We start from the raw sequence: 22,407 nt of genomic DNA on the forward strand, positions 1-22,407 counted from the left end.
CTGGCACCCAGAAGACATTAAGGCCGCAGTGCGTAAAAAAGGCACTTCACTCACTGAACTGGCGCGAAACAAGGGGCTTGCACCAGGCAGTGTACGAAACGCCTCTCGCAATCCATCACGCGCTGCCGAGTTAGTTATTGCTCAGTTTTTAGGTGAGCCACTGCATGAATTATGGCCAGACCGCTGGAGTTGTGATGGACAACGTTTAATCAAATCTCGTAAGGCGAAGTTTAGTGCAGTTGCAACGTGTCAACAAGGTTAATTACAACATGACAACTAGCGTTGACGACTTGGCAAGGGGCATAAAAATGGCAGAAACACTAGAAGTGAGCTTGGGCTATGACCGGCAGGGTGTGGTTTTGGTGCAGATTGAATCGGCACTCGGTAATGGGCAAACCGTCTACCCCAAGGAATTAAGAGCGCTGGCCAGGGCGTTGGAATGTGCAGCGGCCAAGGCAGAAACGCTAGCCAAGCCGGGCAAAAGAGTACCGAGGCAGGTGAAGGGACGATTTATTTGGTGAGTGGTGTTTTGATCGTTGTGACTTTATAGGAAGGCAGTGATGAAGAAGATATATGGATGGTTGGTATTGCAGTTGATCCGCCCTGCACTCATGGCGGATCGGGCTGAGCAGGCCGAAAAACAGCCTGCTCTCACTTTCGTATATGAAGACCCGTTTACTTTGATGTTGCAATGGTGTGCTCTAAGTGCTGCAAAAGCACGCCATGGTAGTCAACTCCTCGCTCAATCCAATCTTCCTTCAAAGGGCTATTTAGCCACATTGCTACGAGGCGCTCGCTACCTTCAAGGAAAGATCTTTTGGCTAAAACAGGATTAGGGTGCGTTGCGATAAGCGCCATCAGCATAGATAAATTGATTTGGTGAGTGGCTTCTAAAGCACGAAGGCGCTCTTGAACATTGAGGTTGATCTGTTGCTGATTATGTTCCATGAGGTTTTCCAGTGAGGTTGTGTCGGCGCAGTTTGAGGGGCTGCACGCTGATTGTAACCAAGCTGGAAGCCTCACCTAAATTATTTACGTGAAACCAACAAGGAGTTTTTAGCATGAGGAGAAAGCCTGAGTTGTTGCTGGCAGGTGTGAATGATCGGCAATTGAGTATTCAATTTTTCTTTCCACAGGCAGCAGAAACGCCAGCTACCGGAGGTGATAACGCATGTGACGCGATTATGCGCCAGGCCATTGGCGATAGTTTAGCGGGCCTAGATCGGGATGAAGTAGCAGCACAAATGTCAGCCATTTTGGGCCGTAAGATTGAAAAAGCTCAGTTAGACCAGTGGTGTGCGCCCAGCCAGAGTGGCCGCCGTGCGCATGGCGATGCGATTTTAGCGCTGATGAAGGCGACTAACTGCACGTTAGTTTTAGAACGGATGTCTGCCGAGCTTGAGATGGTAGTTGTGACGCAAGAGGATGTGAAGTTAGCTGAGTATGGCGCAAAGATGCTACTAGGTAAGGCTTTACGTGCCGACTTAGCTAAGGATGAGCTAGAAATGGCGCAATCCGGAGCAGGCAGACATGTGATTAATAAAATGAAGAACCGAGGTTAAGCAGATGGTCACAGCCACGATCAAAGGCCATTACAGCGCTGCAGAGTTGGCGGCTATGAGGTTGTTAAATTTTCCAACTTCACGTCAAGGATGGCATTTGAAGATGGCAAGTGAAAACTGGCCCTTCCAAGATGTAGCTGGCCATGGTGGTAAAGGTGGTAAACGCCGTGAATACCAAGTGCCTGCTGAAGTACTCACTGCTATCCATACCCAAATCACCCATGCCAGCAAAGCAGCGAAGTTGGAGCAACAGGCCAGTGACTTGGTGGGCGGCTTGCAAGGGGACTTGCTGGATTACTCCATTCGCCAGAAAGCGGATCAGGCTGTTTTAGCTCGCTTATCTACACTCTCGCCTAAACAGCAACGCCGTTTTGAAGCTCGCCGTGCAGTGGTAATGAGCTGGCATACCTACTTAAAGCTGAAAGGCTGGCCCAAGCTGACTACCGCGCTTTATCAAAGCTTTTGCGATGTGTATCCGCATTTGTTTGGGGCGCTGGCTTATCCAGAGCTGGTGGCTGCACGGGGCGTGTTTGAGCAGATGAAAATACGCAGTTTGCAGTCTTGGGTGACGGGCTACCAAAAGAGTGGTTTAGAGGCTCTGGTTGATGAGCTGGACGGTAAGCACCGCAAGGGCCGCTTTATTGTTAGTGAGCAAGCGGAGTTAAATGATTTTGTAATCGGTTTAATGATCGCCAAGCCGCATATCAAAATCACGCAGTTATTTGATGCCGCTAAGGCACGGTTTGCGGGTAATGCAGAGATTACCTTGCCCAGCGAAACATCCTTAACCCGCTTTGTGAAACAGTGGAAAGCTAAAAATGCGGGCGCTTTGATGGCCATAGCTAACCCAGATGCTTGGAAAAATAAGCATATGGTGGCCTTTGGTGAGCATCGTGCGGATCGCCTAAATCAGTGGTGGGAATTCGACTCTACACCGTCAGATGTGATGTTGACGGATGGCCGCTACCAGATCCAAGGCGTAATTGATGCATATAGCCGTCGCGTAAAACTACTGGTGAGTAAGACCAGTACGGCGCTGGCCATGGGGTCCTTATTCCGTTCTGCTCTGCTGGATTGGGGCGTACCAGAAATGGCCAAGACCGATAACGGCCAAGAATACGTTGGTAAATACGCAGAAACTATTTTTAGTGCTTTAGGTATTGAACAGCACCGCTGCCCGCCATTTCAGCCTTGGCATAAGCCGCATATTGAGCGTTTCTTTAAAACGTTCAGCCATGGCTTGATGGAGCTACTGGATGGTTATATCGGCCACAACGTGGCAGATCGCAAAGAATTAGAAGCCCGTGCTGCTTTTAGTGAGCGCTTGTTTGAAAAAGACGGTGTTTTAGAAGTCAACATGAGCAGCACCCAACTGCAGGCCTTTTGCGACGACTGGATTAACAACGTTTACCACCATGACGAGCACGGCGGATTAGATGACAAAACGCCTTTTCAAATGGTAGCTGAATGGAATACGGCGATTCGCCGAATTGATAACCCACGCGTATTAGATGTGTTGCTGGCCGAGCTGGGCGCACCGCGCATTGTCGGTAAAAAGGGAATTCAGTACGACAACGGTTTCTATATCGCTGATGTGCTGGCCCTGCATGTCAATAACAGCGTGCAAATCAAGCTAGACCCTACTGATTTGGGGCGGATTTATGTATTTGATGATTGCGGCGCATTTATTTGCATTGCAGAAGACCCTCAGCGCACCGGAATGGATAGACAAGAAGTCGCAATGCAGGCTAAGGCCATGCAGCTGGCTGCATTGAAAGAAGCGAAAAAAGCCTTAAAAACCACGCAGAAGCGCGCCAAAACCGATGACATTGTGCAAGAGATTCTACTGCATCGCGCCACCGAGGCTGATCAGGTGGTGATGATGCCTAAGGCGTCAGTGGCTCACACCAGTCATGGCATGAAAGCAGCAGGCGAAGCCCTGCAAGCGATGGATACGCCGCATGCCGCAGGTGGCTTAAGTGATGATTTAAGGGAAGGAATGCAAAAGTTAGCGCAGGTCGCAGAACAAAAAACAGCCAAAGTGTTAACGCTGCCAGAAACGCCAGATCAACGCTTTAAGCGCTGGCTGGCACTGGACCAAATCGTAAAAACGGGGGGCATTATCGACAACAACAAGGACCAGTACTGGTACGGAACATACCCGCAGGGTAATGAATGGAAAGCGCAAAACCGGCATTACAAACAAGAACAGCAGGCCGACCAAAGCAAAGCTGTTCAGGCATAAACACACAACATCAAGGAATGATCATGCAAGAAACTTCTTCAATCGTCAACGGCATGGCTGATTTAGCCAATATTCAACTGGCTGCAGTCGTCGCAGAAACATTGCTGAATCGTTCAGCAGGCCAAGATGGGATTGGCGTGATGTATGGCCCTTCTGGCTTTGGTAAAACCGTGGCCGTTAGCCGTGTCGCTAATCTGCATGATGGTTATTACGTGCGTTTGTCTGATACCTGGACCCGCAAAGTTATGTTGCAAAAAATCCTATTTGAGCTGGGTGTCACTGCCGTGGGTACGCTCAGCCAGATGTTGGATCAGGCTGCAGAGCAGTTGGCTACCAGCCGCCGCCTGCTGATTCTAGATGAATTTGATTATGCCGCCAGCAGTGCTGCCAAAGTGAATCTGATTCGCGATTTACACGACAACAGCAATAAATCCGCCATTCTCTGCGTAGGCGAAGAAGCACTTAGCTTCAAATTAGCTGAGCATAAAAACTTCTACGGCCGCGTTTTCCGCTGGGCACCTGCACAGCCTGTGTGCCTGGCTGATGCGCACAAGCTGATGGCCATGTATTGCGGCCCTGTCACCGTCGCCGATGATCTGCTGGCTGTGCTGGTTAAGCAGGTTAAAGGCAGCGTGCGCCTGGCCGTGAACAATCTGGAATTCATCAAAGAAACCGCGATTAACGAAGGCTGGGATGTAGTTACCCGTGAGCATTGGGGCAATCGCACGCTTTATACCGGCAGCGCACCGCGTCGTGGTGGTGAGTAATGGCTGCGCTTACCCAGCCTCAACTCATAAAGCGCATTGGGCGGCGCAGCAATAAACAAAAGATTTGGGAATCCATCCGCGCCCGTCGTCAAGATTTCAGTATTTTTTTGATCCATAGCGACACGCTAGTGGAGTCAACACACATCAGTCACTACATGGATGCTCTGCATAAAGGTGGGTTTATCCAGCAAGCCTATGAGCCAGCCAATCAGCGTGAAGGCCTGCACTACAAGCTGATAAAGGATGTAGGCATTGAATGCCCTCAGTTACATCGGGATGGCAGCATCATGGTGAGCTATCACCATGCCGACAAAATACTGTGGCGCACGATCAATATCTTGCGAGAGTTCAGCATCAAGTCGCTGATCGCTCATGCCAATACACCGCTCTGCGAGCTGGGTTATAGCAAAACCCGGCGATATTTACAGCATTTAGAAGTCGCAGACTATTTAGGCAGAAGAAAACGAGGCAAAGAAGCTGTTTTCTTTCTAAAGCCCGGTAAATACACCGGTCCTCGCCCCCCAGTCATTGGGCGCAAAAGCTTTGTGTTTGACCCTAATTTAGACCAGATTGTTTGGCAAGAGGAGATCCAGCATGACGACGACTAATGCAGTTTGGATGCCGATTTTGCGGAAAGAAGTGGCTAATACCAGCCAGCGGCAAGCCGCTAAGAAATTAGGCATCAGTAATGCCGCTGTTAGCAAACTACTGGCAGGCACCTACCCGACGCCGGAGCGGATTGGTAAAAAAATTGAGCAAGGTTTATTGGCTCAAACCTTAGCTTGCCCGGCGCTGGGTAAAACGATCACACAGGGCGAGTGCCAAAACGCTGCGACGGGTCCGGCTCCTACACATAACCCGAACAAAATGGGCCAGTGGCTTATTTGCAAGGGTTGCTCAAACAGCCAAGGGGTAGCGCGATGACTTGTCAAACCCAGCGTACAGGCTTAGAGCAGGCAATGATGGTGGCCCAGCGGGCATTGCTGGCGGCTCGCACCATTCATTGGTTGCATTGCCGCGAGGTGGAGGTCCAGCTGCAAGGCAGTCACGATGAAATCAGCGGTAAACCTTATGTGCTGATCCAGTATGCCAAGAGCTATTGCATCAAGTTTAAAGAAGAGTTTGGTGCTGAAATCGTACAGCGCATGCGGGTACAAAATCGTGAGTTTGAAATGTGGCAATTTGATGTACGAGGTTGCCTTGTCCGTTGGTTACAGGAGGTTTGATATGCAAGTTCTTACTGAAGCATTCACTCAAAAAATAGCCAAGCTCAATGGTGTCATTCGCCTGCTGCGTCAGGCTGGAATCACAGTGCAGGCTGTGGACTATGACAAAGGTGGCCGTTTGCAACTGGCCAGCGAGCCGCCCGTGGACGTGGTGCCCCATCTGATGTTTAAGAAAAATGGTATCAACCTAGCTCAATACGACGGCGTCACGCTGGCATGGCATTAAATCTTAGCCAACTGGATGAAGCCACAAGGGCCGAACTGAGCCGGTCTGTTGACGCGCTGGTAGAGGGAGGAATGGATAGGCTACTTGCCCGCCGCAAAGTGTGGGATGACTACCAAAGTGAGCTTATTGTCATTGCGGATAAAGAGGCTGGCATTGATGAGCGGCCACCGCTCCCACCATTACCAGAGGCCAGAGGAAAAACCTATCAGCCTAAACGTTGGTATCTGCCACGGCCAGACAGTGGTGATGATTTTTTTACACCAGAACGCATACAAAAAAGCCGTAGTGCGCTGGAAAACCTAAAGCAACACTTAAAGCAGGGAGCAAAAGCATGAGTATCAGCACAGAAGGCTATATGAAAGACGGTAAAAACCGTCTGATTCCCCTGGATCAAATTAAGCCCATTGATCTGACCCGCCATCATTTGGTTGAAGAAATCGTAAAAAAAGCCAAGGTCCAAAGTGCCGCGATGGCTTCTTTTAAAGTGGATTTATTTGGCGATATTGATGCTTTCATTCATTTAGCCGCAGAGCAATACGATGCAAATCTGGGCGGTGTGAAAGGCAATGTAACGCTCACCAGCTTCGATGGGCAGTACAAAGTTATTCGGGCGATCAATGAAACACTGGCTTTTGATGAGGGCTTGCTTGCTGCCAAGGCCTTGATTGATGAGTGTATGCATGAATGGAGCCAAGGGGCACGGAGTGAAATAAAAGCCATTATTAACGATGCCTTCCAAGTTGATAAACAAGGGCAAATTTCAACGGGTCGTATCCTTGGCCTGCGTCGTTTAGCGATTGCAGACCCTAAATGGGTCCGGGCGATGGGGGCCTTAGCCGATAGCATCCGCGTGCAGTGTAGTAAAGACTATGTGCGGGTATATGAGCGAACCGAAAACGGCAAGTATCAGCAGATTCCACTAGATATGGCTGGGGTTTGACATGAGTAACACTGAAAAAACCAGCAAGCTGGCTATTGGCTCAATTAAACCGGCCTTGCAATTAAGCCCGCAAGAACAAGTCCAGTTTTTTTCGCAACTGATTTGTTTATCTGTTGGGAGTCTGCGTGGGCTGGCACCTCCTGACTTTATCCATGAATTTCTGGATGCAGCAAAGGCGAGTCTGGATGGCAAAACAGAGGGCATGGTTGTGGTTCTCAATTCTCAAAACACCACACTGCAATGAGGCCCGATGTTTTCCGCAATAACCGCGCGCGACTGGCGTTAATTAGCCGCAGAAGAAGTCCCATCTTTCACGCTCATAAGGAGCAAAACATGCATAAGTCAGAATTAATTAACCAAGTAACTGAAAAAATGAAGTTAAGCCATAGCCGTGTAGTGAATAAGGCGGACGTTGAAGCCTTACTAGCCTCTTTGGTTGAAGTCACTCAGAGCGCATTAGCTAAAGGTGATGAAGTGAGCTTGCCAGGGCTGGGCAAGTTCTCTGTGGTTGAGCGTGCAGAGCGTGAAGGTCGTAATCCACGCACAGGTGAAGCAATCACGATTGCCGCCAGCCGTGCTCCTAAATTCAGCCCCGGTAAAGAGCTGAAAACGGCCATTAATCTAACGCGCTAATTCCCTGCGTACAGCGTCTTTATGTAAGGACGCTGTGCGAAGTGAATCTGGCCGGATGCTTCGCCCTTTTATATTTAACGGTGAAAAACTATGAAACTAACTAAAGAGCAAAAGGAAAAGCTGGCTAAAGAACTGAGCCATCCATGGGGGCATGTCAAGTTAATGTGCGATGGCTATCGCATTGATTTACAGGTGCAGCGCTTTAAAGCCACCAGCATTTCTTATCGGATAGTGACTTATGTAAATGGCACGTTTAACCCAGCGTGGATCACTACAGAAGAAGGCGAATATCCAGAATTCAAATTCTTACGCAGATTAGTACGGCCGAATGTTAGCCCTACAAAAAAAGCAATATTAGAAAAAAAGCTGGGAAAGCGATATGTAAAAAACGATCCATATTTTAGCGGATCTACTACTTTCTACTTGCCTGATTGGGGTAATGGAAAGACCGCCATCAATCACTTATGCAAGGTATGTGACTCCGTATCGCTTATTGAAAAAACTGAGCCATTAGAAGCCATTTAATTCCCTGCGTACAAGCCGTTTTAGCAAGCGGTTTGTGCGAAGTGAATTTCCAAGGAAAACCCATGCTTGATCGTACTCAACTCGCCAAGATTCACGTTGCTAAAAAACAATTAGCGATGGATGACGATACTTATCGCCTGATGTTGCAAAACGTGGCGGGCGTGAGTTCGGCTAAGGATTTAACGGTGCCCTTGGCCATGAAGGTGATGGCGCATTTAAAGAAATGTGGTTTTAAGCCCAAGGCAACAGTAAAGCATGGTAAACGGCCTCAGCCAACGCAGGATAAAACCGCATTAATGGGCAAAATTGAAGCCCAGCTGACCGAAGCACAGCGCCACTGGAACTATGCCCATGCAATGGCAAAGCGGATGTTTAAAGTGGATCGCGTTGATTGGTGCGATGCCGAGCAGCTGCAAAAGATCGTGGCCGCGCTGACCTACAACGCAAAACGCGCTGGGAGAACCACATGATTAAGCTAGAGCAGTTTACCCAGGCAGATATCGCCTTACTCCCTCACGTCGTACAAGAGCTGGTGGGGCTGATTGGCCTAACAGCGACGATGCGCCTGGTTGAACACCATGGCGGCACCAGCATTCTTATTCCCCAGGGCAAGAATCGTGAAGGCCAGATCGCTTTTGAAGCCATGGCAGAAGTAGTTGGCTATAAGGAAATGACTTTGTTGGCCAAGCACTTTAAAGGCAACGATGTTTTATACGTTGCCAATTGCAAAGCGGCCATTCGTGCAGTACGTAATCGCCTGATTCGCCGTGATTTTGATGCTTATACCCTTGAAGAGTCAGGCAGCCGCGCAGTGATGAAATTAGCCAGGGATCATCAGCTATCAGATCGCCGGGTGTGGGAGATTTTAAAAGAGGCTGATGTTGTTTGTGCAACTCAAGTCAGTTTGTTTTAAGCGAATCATGACGAAGTAGCCGGAATTGATTTAGCATATTGCCATTCTAAAAGGGGAACATAATGAAACATTCTCTCGCATTATTGCTAATTGGGTTGGCATTGTCTGGATGTGGAGCAGAAAAAAACGAGGCTGCAGCACCAAAAGTGGTTGCAAGCAGTGAGGCAGAGATTGTGCCAGAGCCTCATGAAGATGTGTCGCCCGTATCACCAAAGCATTGGTATGTTATGCGTGATGGGTCTGAGTATGGTTATGAAAGAGTACTTAGCAAAAATGAAACCGATCAAGGCCAGGCTGCGGGTACTTTGATCATGATTAAGTATGCTGGACAAAAAAATGGGAAACATCAAATCTACTTACAGCAAAAAGAGGAGTTCGATGTTTTCGAGTGCAACGAGCCATGTGACTATATTAAAACGATGACTTTTTACGGCGACGAATTGATAAGAACAGAACGCCTTAAGTTTGTACCTGGCACTATAGCTGCCTCTGCAATGATGGATGCATTTAATGGGCAGCTTGAAGTTGTAAAAGTACAAAAAAAATCCAAACCGAATATTGATTTAAATATTTGGTTTAGCGAGAAATCAGGCATAGTTCTGACACCAGTGAAAACGTAATTGCAGAAAGCTATATGATAAGTCCCAGCCCCGCCGCATGCGGGGTTTTTTAATTCCCACTGAACCCCATCCCCCCAAGCCGCAATACCCCCTTCCACCAAAATGACAGGTATCCACTCAGGAGCCTGTCATGCGCCCCATCAAGACCATTGTAATTCACTGCTCTGCATCACCAAACGGTAAGCGCCTTGGGGATGACAAGCTCAAAACAGCTGCAGCAACAATTGATGTTTGGCATAGCACACGCGGGTTTCGCCGCACTGATGCAGCGCGGCTGGCGTTTAATCCTAAATTATTCGCAATTGGCTATCACTGGGTGATTGATTGTGATGGCCGCTTAGACACTGGCCGCAATATTGAAGAAATTGGTGCGCATGTGGCCGGGCATAACATGGCATCTATTGGCATTTGCTTAGTGGGCACGGATCAATTCACTACACGCCAATTTGAAGCCTTGCATTCCCTTGTACGTGAACTGCGAAACCGCTACCCCAGTGCAAAAGTATGCGGGCATCGTGATCTATCACCAGATTTAAATGGTGATGGAAAAATCACCTCAAATGAATACATCAAGACATGCCCTGGCTTTACTGTTGCCGACTGGCTGGCTGGTGGTATGCAACCGCTTAAATCTGCCTTGATCGGAGGCTAAGCAATGAACCTTTCTGATCTGGTGACCAATCCCCAAACAAACCGTTTAAGTCATACCAAGCTATGGGCCAACATCGCTTGTGCAGCATCCACTGCGGTTTTTATCAAGCAAGGTTTTGCTGGCACTTTAAGCAGCGATGGCTGGTTGGTTTATTTGGGTGTTGTGGGTGGTTATGCCGTTGCGCAACGCTGGCTTGCAAATCGTAAATCAATAGGAGGTAGCAATGCTATCTAACCCCTTATTTATCAAGCTGTTTGTTGCCATTAGCCTGTTTGCTTGCGGTTTAGGCCTAGGTGGTGCGATTGCATATGACATTGCCAGCCAGCGTGCCAAATTAGAAAAATTACAGGTGCAGGAAAGTACCTTATTAGATCGGCTGAATATTGCCCGTCAGGCCATGATGCAACGGTTGGCAATGCAGGCCCGTAGCGAGAAGGTTGCACTAGAGCTGGATCAAACCCGCAACCAGCTTGCAGAAACCCGGATCAGTTTAAACAGGAGCATTGCCCGTGTTACGACAGTCTATAAAACCAGCCCAGCGTCTAGCCCACAGCCTTTGCCTGCTTGCGTGTTTACTGCTGGCTTCGTGCGCAGCTGGAACAGCGCCCTTGCCAGCCCTGCAAATTATCCCAGCGCCTCAGCCCCCAGTAGTGCTGCTGATCAAGCCCAAACCAGCCACTCCCTTGATGATGATCTTGCCGCCAGCCCCATCCAGCAAGCCGACCTATTAAGTAATCACATTGATAACAGCTTGCGCTGCCAAGGCATTGAGGCGCAGCTCAATCAGTTGATTGATTGGCATCGGGAGTAAAGGTAATGGATCTTTTTGACCATGCCAGCGAGCTGGAGCAATTGCAGCGAGATGAAGCCATTGCCCATACGCGTAAAAATGCACCGCATGGCATTAGCGCCACTGAGTGTGAAGATTGCGGTGCAGCAATTCCTGCTGCCCGCCAAGCCGCAGCCCTTGGCTGTACCCGTTGTATTAGCTGTCAAACCATTTTTGAAAAAGGAAAGGCCTGATGGCTGATCAGAACTCGCTGGCGTTAATGCTGGGCCGTATGGAAGGCAAGCTGGATATGATTATTGGTAATCAAAACCAGTTATCTGACCGAGTTGATGGACTGGATGAGCGTATGCGCACCGTGGAAGTACAAGCGGCCAAGTCAGGCGCAATCAGCGGTGGCATTGCTGCAGTAGGAACAGCGATTGCAGTGGAAATTCTTAAGCGTTCTGTTTTGCATTTGGGATGACATAGATGGCTCACCCACAAGAGACGCGCGATAAATTACGCCGTATGTACATCTTTGATCAGCAGGCATTAGAAATCGGTGCGCTGCAGTGCAATGTCGCTATTGCAACGGCACGGCGCTGGAAAAGCGATGCTGCGGCTGAAGGCGATGATTGGGACAAGCTGCGGGCCGCACAAACACTGGCAGGCGGCAGTATGGAAGAGCTGGCCAGACAAATGTTGGCTGGGTTTTTGCTGCAGTACCAATCCGTTATGGAAACGCTTAACGCCAATGATGAAGGGCAAAAGCTAACACCAATGGTCCGTGTCACGATGCTGGCTAGCCTTGCCGATTCATACAACAAAACAGTGGCGGCAAGTAAACGGGTGCTACCAGATACCAGTGAATTAGCCACTGCCATGCAAGTAGTGCAAAAGTTAGCGGGGTATATCCGCGAGCACTACCCGCAACATGCAGCGGCATTTGTAGAGGTGCTGGAGCCATTTGGCTCTGAGCTGGCCAAAACTTACGGGTAAATATCATGAATGAAGATCAGATTACCTTGATGGCAATCCAAGCAACGATTACAGACTTACCGCTGCAAGACCGGAAAATGGTAACTGAAGCAGCTGCAAAAATTCGTCATGTTGTGGCTGAATATCCCAAAGGCCATGGACAGATGGCATTGGCTTTAGTAGGTGCATACTTTGCGGCATCTCCTGATGAGTGCTGATCTCGATAACGGCCATGTTCTGATGTGGTATCGCTGGCAACATTTTTGGGCCACGAGCGAGCGGCGCTACTTTGCCATGTTGGTTTGGCATACCAGCTATATGAATGAAATGAAGCTGAAAGTTGGCGCTGAATGTCCAAACTAAACAGTAAAGATTTTCTTAAGGGTTTGGGCGAACTGGCGGTTGAGCTACGCCGCACGATTGAGGCAGAAGTCACTGGCTTTGATCCTAGCCCTGCGGAAACGGCCAGCCGTCGCTTACGTGTGTTTGATCCGGTCCATGGCTATGCCTTTTTTGTTGAAAACTACTTTCCGCATTATGTGAAATTCCCTGAGCGCTCACAACTGCATGAGCATCTGTTTCACCGCTTACCGCAACTGGTGAGTAGTGATAAAAGCGAAACAGATGCAATCGCTGCACCACGGGGTGAAGCCAAATCGACATTGGTTTCTCAGTTGTTTGTGCTGTGGTGTTTGATTACAGGGCGTAAAAAATATCCTGTCATCGTGATGGATAGTATTGATCAAGCCTATCCGATGTTAGAAGCGATCAAAGCGGAGCTGCAATTTAATCCGCGCCTGGAGATGGATTTTCCTGAGATTGCGGGCCAAGGGCGCGTATGGCAGGCCGGTACGATTGTGTTAAAGAATGATGCCAAGGTTCAGGTGGCTGGCTCAGGTAAGAAACTGCGTGGTTTGCGCCATGGCCCGCACCGGCCAGATCTTTGCGTGCTGGATGATATTGAAAATGATGAGCAAGTCCGCAGCCCAGAGCAGCGCGATAAGCTGGAATCGTGGCTGAAGAAAACAGTACTGCCTTTAGGCGGTGCCGTTGCTAAGTTTGACGTGGTGTACATCGGCACGATTTTGCATTACGACTCCGTGCTGTCTCGCACTTTGGGCAACAAACTATGGAAGACCGCCCGTTTTAAAGCCGTTCTCCGTTGGCCAGATCGTATGGATCTGTGGGAGCGCTGGGAAGAAGTGCTGCGTAATGAGGGCGAAGACGTTGCTGATGCATTTTATGCTGCTAAAAAAGCGCTGATGGATGCAGGGGCACAGGTGTCCTGGTCAGCTCGCCCGATTGAAAAGCTCATGAAAATCCGGGCGCGTGATGGGCACTCTGCCTTTGATTCCGAATATCAAAATGATCCGGTGGCGGGTGATTCCGCACCCTTTGCCAATTGCATCCAGTTCTGGGTTAACCGCCTTGCTGAATGGGTGTTTTATGGTGCTTGTGATCCGTCACTGGGTAAAAAAGGTGCCAGCCGTGATCCTTCGGCCCTGCTAGTTGGTGGCTTTAATCGGCATACCGGCGTGCTGGATGTTGTAGAAGCCGCTATTCGTAAGCGTCTGCCAGACAAGATCATTAGTGATGTGATTGCGCTGCAGAAGGAATACCGCTGCTTGCTATGGGTCGTCGAGGCGGTGCAGTTCCAAGAGTTTTTACGTACTGAATTAGTGAAGCGTGCTGCGATTGCGGGTATTCCTGTCCCTGCTCGCGCCATCATTCCCAGTACAGATAAATTGTTGCGAATTGAAAGCATCCAGCCCCATGTTGCTAATGCCTTAATTCGTCTTCACCCAAGCCAAACCACAATGCTGGATCAGCTGCGGCACTTTCCAATGGCAGATCACGATGACGGCCCCGATGCTTTGCAAATGCTCTGGATGGCCGCCACCACGGGCTTTGGCCAAATTGCATTTACACCAGTCAGCAATCACAGCCAATTTGGCGGTGGCGGTGCTTGGTAAACCACGAGACTTATAAAATGGCACGCATTCTTGATCAATATGGTCATCCCTTTGAGCAGGCGGTACTGCGTGAAGCGCAATCATCCCGACTGACCCATACCTCGCGTGAGTTTGCCCAACACCCTGCAAAGGGACTCACCCCGCCAAGGCTGGCGCAAATCTTAGAAAGCGCAGAAATGGGCAATCTGGCGGCACAGGCGGATCTCTTTTGCGATATGGAAGAGAAAGATGCGCATATCTTTGCCGAGATGAGTAAGCGTAAGCGTGCCTTGCTCACTTTGGATTGGAGCGTAGAGCCGCCCCGCAATGCCAGCCCTACTGAAAAAAAACAGGCTGATCAGGTTCAAGAGTGGTTACTGGATATTGCTGATTTTGAAGATGTCATGCTGGATTCTCTTGATGGCATCGGCCATGGCTTTGCTGCCTTAGAGATCGACTGGCAGCAGCAAGGCCGCGAGTGGCACCCCAAGACCTTAACACACCGGCCACAGCGCTGGTTTCAAACACTGCAGCATGATGGCAACGAGCTGCGCCTGCGTGATGGCTCATTAGAAGGTGCCGGTTTATGGCCCTTTGGCTGGGTTATTCATAAACATAAAGCCAAGTCTGGTTATTTAAACCGCGCAGGTTTGCATCGGGTGCTGGCGTGGCCCTACTTATTTAAGAATTACTCAGTGCGTGATTTGGCTGAGTTTCTGGAAATTTATGGCTTACCGCTGCGCCTGGGCAAATATCCTAGCGGTAGCACGGATGCAGAAAAAAACACCTTACTGCAAGCCGTGGCCAGTATTGGCCATAATGCGGCGGGGATTATTCCGGAAGGGATGTTGATTGAATTTCAGGAAGCGGCCAAAGGCAGCGAAGGCCCTTTCCTCAGTATGGTGGATTGGTGCGAAAAGTCACAATCAAAAGCAATTTTGGGCGGCACACTCACCAGCCAAGCCGATGGTAAAAGCAGCACCAATGCTTTAGGTAATGTGCATAACGAAGTGCGCCACGATCTAAAAGTATCTGATGCCAGGCAGTTGGCCAGCACGCTGACCCGTGATCTGATTTACCCATTGCTGGCACTTAACTTGGGCGAAGTTGATCCACGACGTTTGCCCAAATTTAAGTTTGATACCCGTCAACCGGAAGATTTAAAGCTGTATGCCGACGCCTTGCCTAAATTAGTAGGCTTGGGCTTAAAGGTAAAAACAGAGTGGGTACACAATAAGTTAGCCATTCCTATAGCAAAAAAAGAGGATGACGTGCTGATTGCACCGCGCCCGGAGATGGCCCTCCCTCCTGAGCTACGCCCCAAGCCTCAGGTGGCGGATGCAAAATTTCGCGCTGTTTTAAGTAATGGCAAGGGCGAAGTGGTTTACCCGGATCAGCACGCGCTCGATGCCACAGAACTGCCACAGCTGGATGATGCAGTGCAAATCTTACTGGCTCCGCTGATTCGGCAAATTAATGCCGGTGATGGCCCCGATGAGATTATTGCTGCGCTTTCAAATGCATGGCCAGATCTGGGTGAGGGTGAATTACAAGCGATGTTAACGCAGGCCTTATTCGTTGCCGATGTATGGGGACGCATCAATGCCGCTGCCTGACCTTGGCTTTGCCATTGGCCTGCAGCCTGAAGAGGCCATCAAGTACTTTGAGGGTAAGGGCTACGCCATTGGGTTTAAGTGGCAAGACGTCTGGGCAGAAGCGCACGCTAAATCATTTACGGTGGCCGGTGTCACCAAGCTGGATGTGCTGCAAGACATCCGGGGCGAACTGGATAAGCTGCTGAAGAACGGCGGCACCCTGCAAGAGTTTAAAAACAATCTTATTCCCACACTGAAAGAAAAAGGCTGGTGGGGTAAGGGCCATATCGTTGATGAGGCCACGGGTGAAGTGGTGGGGAAACGCTTAAACCCACGACGCTTAGAAACGATCTTTCGTACCAATATGCAATCTGCGTATATGGCTGGGCGCTACCGCGAGCAACTGGCCAGCGCCGATGCTCGCCCTTGGTGGGAATATGTAGCTGTATTAGACAGCCGAACACGCCCCCGCCATGCGGCCCTTTCTGGCCAAATTTTTCGCTTTGATGATGCCTTTTGGCAAAGCTTCTATCCACCAAATGGCTGGAACTGCCGCTGCAGGGTGCGTACTCGTTCAGCTCGTGATGTGGATCGTAAGGACTTAGCAATTAGTAATAGCGAAGGCCGTATGGGAACCACAGAGCAACTGATTGATAAAAAAGGCACGACACGTCAAGTGCCTAGCTACCAGTTAGCCACGGGTGAAAAATTCACTGCAGATGCAGGGTTTGGATATAACCCCGGACAAGCTGCGTTTCAACCCGCGCTAGACAAATACCCTAAGGCCACCGCTCGCCAGTATGTACAGGGTAGCTTAACGGGGCCAGCTTTTAAAACGTGGCATCAGGGCTTAGAGCAAGGTGTTGCTGTTTTACGTAAAGCTCAGCCAGAGCTAAGCAATGCATTACTGATAGAGGCTGCTCGCCAGCAGCTCAGTACTGGGCAACGTTTCCCTGTGGCCGTACTTTCAGAAGAATACCGGCAACTATTGAAGTCAGAAGCACAGACGGTGTGGCTCTCTGACGATACGGTGCTTAAGCAGCTGGTGGCACGGGAAGGGCAAAATATTGAGTTGGCTGATTATTGGCGTGTGCAGTCTGTCATAGAGCAGGCACAGCTGATTATTCGCCAGGGCGAGTTAAATCTGGTGTTTATCAGGCGGGAAGGGAAAATTTATCACGCAGTGGTGAAGGCAACCCAGAGCGGCAAAGCCCTGTTTCTGACCTCTTTCCGGGAAAGCAGTATGACTGCAGCAAAGCAGGCCATGAAGAAAGGCGACGTACTGCAGAATGATTTGGTGGGAATGTAGCCTCAGGGGGGACTCTCTCTTCACCCCCACGCGATCCGTCTTACAACGTCCTACGGCCGAGAGTATTCACCGTGTTTCTGAGGCCACTACTGGAGTATAGCTGTGATTGAAATTTCAATCGACATTAAACAATTAGACTCTTTGTTTGATCGTTTAAAAAAAGCAGCCGCCCATCCAGCGCCGCTGATGCGGCAAATTGCCGATGTAATGTGGGATGCCGTAGAAGAAAACTTTGCACAGGAAGGCCGGCCACGCTGGCAAGGACTAAAACCACCAGGCCGCCCAGGGGGAAAGATACTGCAAGCCTCTGGCCGCCTTGCCGCTTCTATTGTGCCGAGTAGTAGTGCGGATACAGCGATGGTTGGGACGAATGTGAAGTATGCAGCCATCCACCAGTTTGGAGGGCAAACCCGCCCACACCGGATTGTGGCAAGAAATGCCAAAGCCCTGAAATTTGGCAACCGCTTTGCCAGATCCGTAAACCACCCTGGCAGCAAAATCCCTGCAAGACCATTTTTAGTACTCGCACCAGAAGATGAAGATGAGATCGAGCAGACCGTGAGCGATTACTTGCGGGGGGTGATTGGCGGGTAATCTGAAAAGCCACACAAACCCTTTTTAATGCGTTGTGTGGTGTGGGGATACAGATACGCTCGTTTAAGTCTTAACTATTGCGAGTTAACACCAGTTAACGGGCTGGATTAGGCGATGCATCGCCGTAATGGCGAGGTAAAAATGCAATTTGTGCCTGATCGTTTAAGTCGGGCTGAAATTTGCGGACTTACCGCACTAAACCCGAATACATTTCAGGTATATTTTCTTTTCTGAATTTTTTATTAAGAAAAGGAGAGGTGTCTTGAAATATTTCATAGATCGAATTGATTTTGTCGGAGAAAAAACGCCATGCGATTTTAAAGGCAATGGCGGCAATCACTATCTACATAAAGGGATTGCACGCATTTTGAGGGATGAAAACGGGAGGGAGTACGTTGCAGGCCCGACATGTGCAGAAAAAAACACCTTTGATACAAATTGGGGGGAGAAAGTACCGGACTTCACCAAAGGCGCAATATTAATTGTTACGCCTACCGGACCAAATGTAGGTAGTGGCGGTGGCGCGTCTTCTCATGAGGATCATGATGAGGATGAAATAAAAAACCTTGATGATTTTGCTATTAGCTATTTACGCCTGAGAATGGAGAAGTTAAGAGCACTCGGCTTTTTTCGCGCGAAATTTGAGCCATTCAACCCTTATTATGAGCAGTGGAAATCAACGAGAAAACTAGATGAAAAATCAAGGCGGCATATTGTTAATACCGACCAAAGCCAAAGAAAAAAAGCTGAACCATTTTATATGGAGCGATTACAAAAATGCTATGCCACGGCTTTTTTTATTGATCATGCACTGAGGCATCCACTCTCCGCTAGCGACAGTAAATATTTAAAAGATTATCGTAGTGCCCTGACTAAAACATACTATTTGTCTGTTGAGGAAATTAACAAGCTTAAAGAAATTGTTTCTCGTATTAACGATCCATGGTTTAAGAAAGTAGAGCTGGGCTATTTTGAGTAAGCACTGAAGCTCTTCCCCCCTAGCCACTCCCCACATAGCCCCGATAATCGGGGCTATGACATATCCAGCCCCTCTCTTCGCCGCTCTGTCGGTTGAACTCACAACAGAAATCAAGCAAGCAATTAAGCTTTTGCCTGCTGGCGAGTTTCGTGCCCGTGATGGTCGGCCAGAAGGCTGCACAGCTTGGGTGTTGGACTCTGAAAATGCAGCTCTCCTCGTTGCGGCCGCTGCCCGCCAACAAACGCTATCAGTGGTCGATTATGAACATCAAACGCTAAACGCGGCTGAAAACGGAAAGCCTGCACCCGCTGCAGGTTGGTTTAAAGAGTTGGTATGGCACGATGGCGATGGGCTGTACGCCATGGTGGATTGGACCGATCCTGCTGCAACAATGATTGCAGCTAAAGAATACCGCTATATCTCCCCCGTTTTTACCTATGACAAAACCGGCCGTGTGTTGGGTTTGTTGCATGTTGCTTTAACGAATACCCCTGCACTGGATGAACTGCCCCCGCTTTCTGTGGCGGCATTGTCACGCCTGGTATCGCTTACTACCCAACCACAGGAACCCCAAATGGAAGAGCTTCTTGAGCAATTACGCTGGCTGTTAAATTTGCCAGTAGGAGCCACGGCTGATGATGTTAAGGCTCAGCTGCAAAAGTTAATGACGCAATTAGGTGGCACTGACACTGCAGCGGCCAGCGTCGATTTATCCAAGTTATTGGCAGAGCAACAAACTCAAATTGCAGCACTTTCAGCAAAGCCAGCTGACCCAGCTAAGTTTGTGCCCATCGAAATCATGCATGAGCTGCAAACAAAGCTTGCCGCGTTATCTACTCAGCAGCAAGTCAATGAAGTTGATGAATTGATCACTGTAGCGCTATCTGATGGTCGTTTGTTTCCAGCCCAAGAAGAATGGGCACGCAACTTTGGCACACAAGATATTTCAGCACTAAAAGGTTATCTCGATAAAGCCCCAAAGTTAGCCGCATTAAGCACAACGCAAACCAAGGGTAAATCATCAGAAACAATCCCACATGTAAGTGATGGTGGCAATTTTATTACCCCAGTGGGATGTCAGGTCAATCAAGCGACGTTGTCTCTACATAAAAAAGCGCTGTCCTACCAAGCCGCCAACCCAGGCATGTTGTATGAAACCGCAGTATTGACGATGGAGAAACAACAATGAGTCAGCAAGCTATTGCCTTATTAAATCTGCCAGTACAGGCAGTCGGCGCGATTCAAGAATATCGCTGTGTGGGCTTTAACGGAGCACAAGCCACTGCGGCAGGGCAAAAGGTCTATGGCATTGCGCGACGAGGTGCAGCCTCTGGGCAGTGGACTGATCTTACTATTTTAGGCACTTCACCAGCGGAGTCCGGCGCGGCCATTGCTGTAGGGCAACCACTTACATGTGATGCGTCTGGGCGAGTAATTGTTTGCACTGCATTAAGTGTTGCGGTGGGTGGGCTAACTGTTGCGGCGGGTGCGACTGCAGTTACATCTACAGCGGCCAATGGCGGAATTCTGGCTGGAAATGCTGCAGTAACCGGCGCGGACTTACCGCAGCATTTAATTGGGTATGCACTACAAGCAAGCGCTGGTGCAGGTGAATTTATTGAAGTTCTGTTGCGCTAAGCGCTAAGGGGAATTAAATGCCGTTAACAAATGCTGCAGTACGTGTGATTGATCCAATTCTGACTACAGTTGCCCAAGGTTATGGAAACCAAGAGTTTGTCGGGATGAATCTTTTTCCTGAGGTGCCCGTTGCCGCTTCTGGTGGGCAAGTTCTGGAGTTTGGCCGGGAAGCCTTTCGTCTTTATTCCTCTGCTCGCTCTCCTGGCTCCAATACCCGTCGTGTGCAATATGGTTACTTGGGCCGTCCATTTGCCCTTGAAAACCATAGTTTAGAAGGCATGGTGCCACGCGAGCACCAGCGCGATGCCGCTCAAGTCCCAGGGATTAACCTTGGCAGTGGTGCCGTAAAGAAAACCATGAAAGCCTTGAAGTTATCAGTTGAAGTGGCTCAAGCGGGGATCGCATGTAACCCTGCCAATTACCCTGTAGGTAATAAAATCGCGTTAGCAGGTGCTGCAAAGTGGTCTGATCCAGGCTGCGATATTGTGGCGTGTGTTGATGTGGGTCGTGAGGCGATCCGCTCACAGTGCGGCTTGTATCCCAATGTATTAAACCTTTCACCGCTGGCATTTAACGCCGCAAAAAATAATCCAAAAATTATTGAGCGCTTTAAGTTTACGAGTGCGCAATCCATCACTGCAGACATGCTGGCCGGTATTTTCAATGTAAAGAAAGTCACTGTTGGTGCGGCTGTTTATTGGACGGATGCCGGGGCTGCTACAGATATCTGGGGCAACAATGCAGTCATGGCGTATGTCCCAGAGGGTGCGCTCTCTGATGTGGATGAGCCTTCTTATGGATATACCTACACCATGGAAGGCAATCCAGCCGCTGAACAGCCGTATTACGACAACAATGCCAAGAGCTGGATTTATCCAGTCACTTACGAACGCGTGCCGGTAATTAGTGGGATTATTGCTGGTTACTTAATCCAAAACCCTGCGTAAGGAGCTGGCCATGTTTCGTGTATTGCAACCTGTTAAGCACGGCGTTCGTGAAGGTGATGTGGTGATCGAGCGGGACTTTATGATTGGTGAATATACAAGTTTCCCAGAAAAGGACGCCAAAGAGCTGCTCAAGATTGGCGTAATTGAGCGCTTTGATTTACCCCCTTTCGCTGTTGCTGAAGAAACACTGCCGCAACATCCTTCCTCTGAAGATAGTGCTGCGGCTAGCAAACAGGAAGAAGAAAGCGCCAGTTATAAAGAAGCAGCCATCTAATGTATGCCAGCCAAACAGATATGCTAGATCGTTTCGGTGAGCGTGAAGTCATCGCGCTCACCGACCGTAGCTATAGCGGTGTGGTGGATGCCACGATATTAAATCGCACAATAGCCAATGCCAGCACCGAGATTGATGCTTATTTGGCGAGCCGCTACATCATTCCACTGCAGCCGGTGCCCAGTTTATTAGTTGGCATCACTTGTGATATCACCCGCTATCGGCTGTGTGGCGCAGGAGTGGCAACCACAGATGAAATTCGTGATCGTTATCAGGACGCCATCAAGCTTTTAGAAAAAATTAACAAAGGTTTGCTGACTTTGGGCGGGATGCCAAATGGTGGCGGTATTGCGCCGGTATCCAGTAACACAATTCAGATTGTGTCTGCAGGGACGGTTTTCGGGCGGGGCCAGCTATGAGTGCGCCAGTTAGCCTGGAACAAATCGAAGACGCACTGGTGGCGCGGCTGAAACAAGGTTTGGGCCGACTGGCAACCTCAGTGGAAAACTATGGCGGTGAATTAGATGATTTAACGCCTGAAGTGATCCGTTGCTTCCCTGCTGTTTGGGTGACTTTTGGCGGGATTATCCGCTCTGAGAAAACAAAAACCAGCGAAAAAAGCATCAAGGCATCAGGGCAATGGGTGGTGATGTGCGCCGCTCGCAATATCCGCAATCACAACGCAGCAAGGCAAGGTGGTGTGGGTGAAGTGGGCGCATATCAATTAGTGCGGTCGGTGCGGCGACTTTTGCAGCAGCAAGATTTAGGGCTGGCGATAGATTACCTGCAGCCTGGGCGCGTTCGCACGCTTTATAACACCAAGCTGGGCCATGACGCCGTCAGTATCTTTGCTTGTGAGTTTTCAACCGCATGGATAGAGCACGCTTTAGAAAACGGTCACTGGCCAGTAGATGGACGGGCCGCTGATGTTGTTTTTGTGGGGAATCACGGGCGTAAAGATCTGCCTGATCCTGACTTGCTTCGCATCCGGTTGGAGCACGATTTAACGCCACCCGGTGACGGTAAACCGGAAGCCACCGACATTATTAATTTGAGGAGCTAA

At 49.4% G+C, this 22,407-nt stretch carries 37 protein-coding genes; 36 read left to right on the plus strand and 1 reads right to left on the minus strand.

Features of this window, described 5'->3' with window-relative positions:
- Both Q0R17_RS08445 and Q0R17_RS08450 read left to right on the plus strand, forming a co-directional pair.
- A partial coding sequence (locus Q0R17_RS08445) for a helix-turn-helix domain-containing protein (protein WP_293933982.1) occupies nt 1-262 on the plus strand: 262 nt, incomplete at its 5' end.
- 46 nt (nt 263-308) lie between these two features.
- A complete protein-coding gene (locus Q0R17_RS08450; protein WP_293933983.1) occupies nt 309-521 on the plus strand; it encodes a hypothetical protein in 213 nt (70 codons plus the stop codon).
- A 154-nt stretch (nt 522-675) separates the two neighbouring features.
- Here Q0R17_RS08450 and Q0R17_RS08455 read toward each other — a convergent pair whose 3' ends face one another.
- Nucleotides 676-948 carry a hypothetical protein gene (locus Q0R17_RS08455; protein ID WP_293933985.1) on the minus strand — a complete coding sequence of 91 codons (273 nt, stop codon included), beginning with the start codon at nt 946-948 and terminating at the stop codon, nt 676-678.
- Nucleotides 949-1,061: 113 nt separating this feature from the next.
- Here Q0R17_RS08455 and Q0R17_RS08460 point away from each other — a divergent pair, with 113 nt between their 5' ends.
- The 34 genes from Q0R17_RS08460 (at nt 1,062) to Q0R17_RS08625 (ending at nt 22,407) form a co-directional block, all read left to right on the plus strand.
- Entirely contained in the window at nt 1,062-1,562 is a 501-nt protein-coding gene (locus Q0R17_RS08460; protein WP_293933987.1) for a hypothetical protein, read from the plus strand.
- Nucleotides 1,563-1,665: 103 nt separating this feature from the next.
- Nucleotides 1,666-3,807: a Mu transposase C-terminal domain-containing protein gene (locus tag Q0R17_RS08465; RefSeq protein WP_293933989.1), complete on the plus strand. Its 2,142-nt coding sequence runs from the start codon at nt 1,666-1,668 to the stop codon at nt 3,805-3,807.
- 23 nt (nt 3,808-3,830) lie between these two features.
- On the plus strand, nt 3,831-4,574 hold the full coding sequence (locus Q0R17_RS08470; protein ID WP_293933991.1) for an AAA family ATPase: 744 nt from the start codon (nt 3,831-3,833) through the stop codon (nt 4,572-4,574).
- Nucleotides 4,574-5,182 carry a hypothetical protein gene (locus tag Q0R17_RS08475; protein ID WP_293933993.1) on the plus strand — a complete coding sequence of 203 codons (609 nt, stop codon included), beginning with the start codon at nt 4,574-4,576 and terminating at the stop codon, nt 5,180-5,182. The genes Q0R17_RS08470 and Q0R17_RS08475 overlap by 1 nt, the downstream gene beginning before the upstream one ends.
- Nucleotides 5,169-5,498, plus strand: a complete 330-nt coding sequence (locus Q0R17_RS08480; protein ID WP_293933994.1) for a helix-turn-helix transcriptional regulator — start codon at nt 5,169-5,171, stop codon at nt 5,496-5,498. The genes Q0R17_RS08475 and Q0R17_RS08480 overlap by 14 nt, the downstream gene beginning before the upstream one ends.
- Nucleotides 5,495-5,800: a hypothetical protein gene (locus Q0R17_RS08485; protein ID WP_293933995.1), complete on the plus strand. Its 306-nt coding sequence runs from the start codon at nt 5,495-5,497 to the stop codon at nt 5,798-5,800. Before Q0R17_RS08480 ends, Q0R17_RS08485 begins: the two co-directional genes overlap by 4 nt.
- 1 nt (nt 5,801) lies before the next feature.
- A complete protein-coding gene (locus tag Q0R17_RS08490; protein ID WP_293933998.1) occupies nt 5,802-6,026 on the plus strand; it encodes a hypothetical protein in 225 nt (74 codons plus the stop codon).
- Nucleotides 6,017-6,361: a hypothetical protein gene (locus Q0R17_RS08495; RefSeq protein ID WP_293934001.1), complete on the plus strand. Its 345-nt coding sequence runs from the start codon at nt 6,017-6,019 to the stop codon at nt 6,359-6,361. The genes Q0R17_RS08490 and Q0R17_RS08495 overlap by 10 nt, the downstream gene beginning before the upstream one ends.
- Nucleotides 6,358-6,966, plus strand: coding sequence for a DUF3164 family protein (locus Q0R17_RS08500; RefSeq protein WP_293934003.1), 609 nt, complete (start codon nt 6,358-6,360; stop codon nt 6,964-6,966). The genes Q0R17_RS08495 and Q0R17_RS08500 overlap by 4 nt, the downstream gene beginning before the upstream one ends.
- Before the next feature lies 1 nt (nt 6,967).
- Nucleotides 6,968-7,210 carry a hypothetical protein gene (locus tag Q0R17_RS08505; RefSeq protein ID WP_293934006.1) on the plus strand — a complete coding sequence of 81 codons (243 nt, stop codon included), beginning with the start codon at nt 6,968-6,970 and terminating at the stop codon, nt 7,208-7,210.
- Between the two features lie 89 nt (nt 7,211-7,299).
- Complete coding sequence (locus tag Q0R17_RS08510; protein WP_293934008.1) at nt 7,300-7,599, plus strand: HU family DNA-binding protein; 300 nt, start codon at nt 7,300-7,302, stop codon at nt 7,597-7,599.
- 90 nt (nt 7,600-7,689) lie between these two features.
- Complete coding sequence (locus tag Q0R17_RS08515; RefSeq protein WP_293934010.1) at nt 7,690-8,124, plus strand: hypothetical protein; 435 nt, start codon at nt 7,690-7,692, stop codon at nt 8,122-8,124.
- 62 nt (nt 8,125-8,186) lie between these two features.
- The gene (locus tag Q0R17_RS08520) at nt 8,187-8,594 is read left to right on the plus strand and encodes a gp16 family protein (RefSeq protein ID WP_293934013.1); all 408 of its coding nucleotides are present in this window, start codon (nt 8,187-8,189) and stop codon (nt 8,592-8,594) included.
- Nucleotides 8,591-9,037, plus strand: a complete 447-nt coding sequence (locus tag Q0R17_RS08525) for a Mor transcription activator family protein (protein ID WP_293934015.1) — start codon at nt 8,591-8,593, stop codon at nt 9,035-9,037. Before Q0R17_RS08520 ends, Q0R17_RS08525 begins: the two co-directional genes overlap by 4 nt.
- A gap of 62 nt (nt 9,038-9,099) precedes the next feature.
- Nucleotides 9,100-9,657, plus strand: coding sequence for a hypothetical protein (locus tag Q0R17_RS08530; RefSeq protein WP_293934018.1), 558 nt, complete (start codon nt 9,100-9,102; stop codon nt 9,655-9,657).
- Nucleotides 9,658-9,787: 130 nt separating this feature from the next.
- On the plus strand, nt 9,788-10,309 hold the full coding sequence (locus Q0R17_RS08535) for an N-acetylmuramoyl-L-alanine amidase (RefSeq protein WP_293934020.1): 522 nt from the start codon (nt 9,788-9,790) through the stop codon (nt 10,307-10,309).
- Nucleotides 10,310-10,312: 3 nt separating this feature from the next.
- On the plus strand, nt 10,313-10,543 hold the full coding sequence (locus Q0R17_RS08540) for a hypothetical protein (protein ID WP_293934021.1): 231 nt from the start codon (nt 10,313-10,315) through the stop codon (nt 10,541-10,543).
- Nucleotides 10,533-11,120: a hypothetical protein gene (locus tag Q0R17_RS08545; RefSeq protein WP_293934023.1), complete on the plus strand. Its 588-nt coding sequence runs from the start codon at nt 10,533-10,535 to the stop codon at nt 11,118-11,120. The genes Q0R17_RS08540 and Q0R17_RS08545 overlap by 11 nt, the downstream gene beginning before the upstream one ends.
- A gap of 5 nt (nt 11,121-11,125) precedes the next feature.
- The gene (locus Q0R17_RS08550) at nt 11,126-11,332 is read left to right on the plus strand and encodes a TraR/DksA C4-type zinc finger protein (protein ID WP_293934026.1); all 207 of its coding nucleotides are present in this window, start codon (nt 11,126-11,128) and stop codon (nt 11,330-11,332) included.
- A complete protein-coding gene (locus Q0R17_RS08555; RefSeq protein WP_293934029.1) occupies nt 11,332-11,562 on the plus strand; it encodes a hypothetical protein in 231 nt (76 codons plus the stop codon). The genes Q0R17_RS08550 and Q0R17_RS08555 overlap by 1 nt, the downstream gene beginning before the upstream one ends.
- A 5-nt stretch (nt 11,563-11,567) precedes the next feature.
- Nucleotides 11,568-12,077 (plus strand): DUF1804 family protein, encoded by a 510-nt coding sequence (locus Q0R17_RS08560; protein ID WP_293934031.1) that lies wholly within the window; start codon nt 11,568-11,570, stop codon nt 12,075-12,077.
- 5 nt (nt 12,078-12,082) lie between these two features.
- Nucleotides 12,083-12,274, plus strand: coding sequence for a hypothetical protein (locus Q0R17_RS08565; RefSeq protein WP_293934033.1), 192 nt, complete (start codon nt 12,083-12,085; stop codon nt 12,272-12,274).
- A complete protein-coding gene (locus tag Q0R17_RS08570; RefSeq protein ID WP_293934036.1) occupies nt 12,264-12,419 on the plus strand; it encodes a hypothetical protein in 156 nt (51 codons plus the stop codon). Before Q0R17_RS08565 ends, Q0R17_RS08570 begins: the two co-directional genes overlap by 11 nt.
- On the plus strand, nt 12,407-14,029 hold the full coding sequence (gene terL / locus Q0R17_RS08575) for a phage terminase large subunit (protein ID WP_293934039.1): 1,623 nt from the start codon (nt 12,407-12,409) through the stop codon (nt 14,027-14,029). Before Q0R17_RS08570 ends, terL begins: the two co-directional genes overlap by 13 nt.
- A gap of 17 nt (nt 14,030-14,046) precedes the next feature.
- Nucleotides 14,047-15,624, plus strand: a complete 1,578-nt coding sequence (locus Q0R17_RS08580) for a DUF935 domain-containing protein (protein WP_293934041.1) — start codon at nt 14,047-14,049, stop codon at nt 15,622-15,624.
- Entirely contained in the window at nt 15,611-16,912 is a 1,302-nt protein-coding gene (locus tag Q0R17_RS08585) for a phage minor head protein (RefSeq protein ID WP_293934043.1), read from the plus strand. Before Q0R17_RS08580 ends, Q0R17_RS08585 begins: the two co-directional genes overlap by 14 nt.
- Before the next feature lie 102 nt (nt 16,913-17,014).
- A complete protein-coding gene (locus Q0R17_RS08590) occupies nt 17,015-17,506 on the plus strand; it encodes a phage virion morphogenesis protein (RefSeq protein ID WP_293934045.1) in 492 nt (163 codons plus the stop codon).
- A gap of 262 nt (nt 17,507-17,768) precedes the next feature.
- Nucleotides 17,769-18,485, plus strand: coding sequence for a hypothetical protein (locus Q0R17_RS08595; protein ID WP_293934047.1), 717 nt, complete (start codon nt 17,769-17,771; stop codon nt 18,483-18,485).
- Between the two features lie 55 nt (nt 18,486-18,540).
- A complete protein-coding gene (locus Q0R17_RS08600) occupies nt 18,541-19,674 on the plus strand; it encodes a phage protease (protein ID WP_293934049.1) in 1,134 nt (377 codons plus the stop codon).
- Nucleotides 19,671-20,123 (plus strand): capsid cement protein, encoded by a 453-nt coding sequence (locus Q0R17_RS08605; protein WP_293934051.1) that lies wholly within the window; start codon nt 19,671-19,673, stop codon nt 20,121-20,123. Before Q0R17_RS08600 ends, Q0R17_RS08605 begins: the two co-directional genes overlap by 4 nt.
- A gap of 17 nt (nt 20,124-20,140) precedes the next feature.
- A complete protein-coding gene (locus tag Q0R17_RS08610; protein WP_293934052.1) occupies nt 20,141-21,070 on the plus strand; it encodes a hypothetical protein in 930 nt (309 codons plus the stop codon).
- Nucleotides 21,071-21,080: 10 nt separating this feature from the next.
- Nucleotides 21,081-21,344 carry a hypothetical protein gene (locus Q0R17_RS08615; RefSeq protein WP_293934054.1) on the plus strand — a complete coding sequence of 88 codons (264 nt, stop codon included), beginning with the start codon at nt 21,081-21,083 and terminating at the stop codon, nt 21,342-21,344.
- A complete protein-coding gene (locus Q0R17_RS08620) occupies nt 21,344-21,763 on the plus strand; it encodes a gp436 family protein (RefSeq protein ID WP_293934056.1) in 420 nt (139 codons plus the stop codon). Before Q0R17_RS08615 ends, Q0R17_RS08620 begins: the two co-directional genes overlap by 1 nt.
- Nucleotides 21,760-22,407, plus strand: a complete 648-nt coding sequence (locus Q0R17_RS08625) for a DUF1834 family protein (RefSeq protein WP_293934059.1) — start codon at nt 21,760-21,762, stop codon at nt 22,405-22,407. The genes Q0R17_RS08620 and Q0R17_RS08625 overlap by 4 nt, the downstream gene beginning before the upstream one ends.

It is taken from the genome of Iodobacter sp. (genome assembly GCF_025352645.1).
Taxonomy (GTDB): Bacteria; Pseudomonadota; Gammaproteobacteria; order Burkholderiales; family Chitinibacteraceae; genus Iodobacter.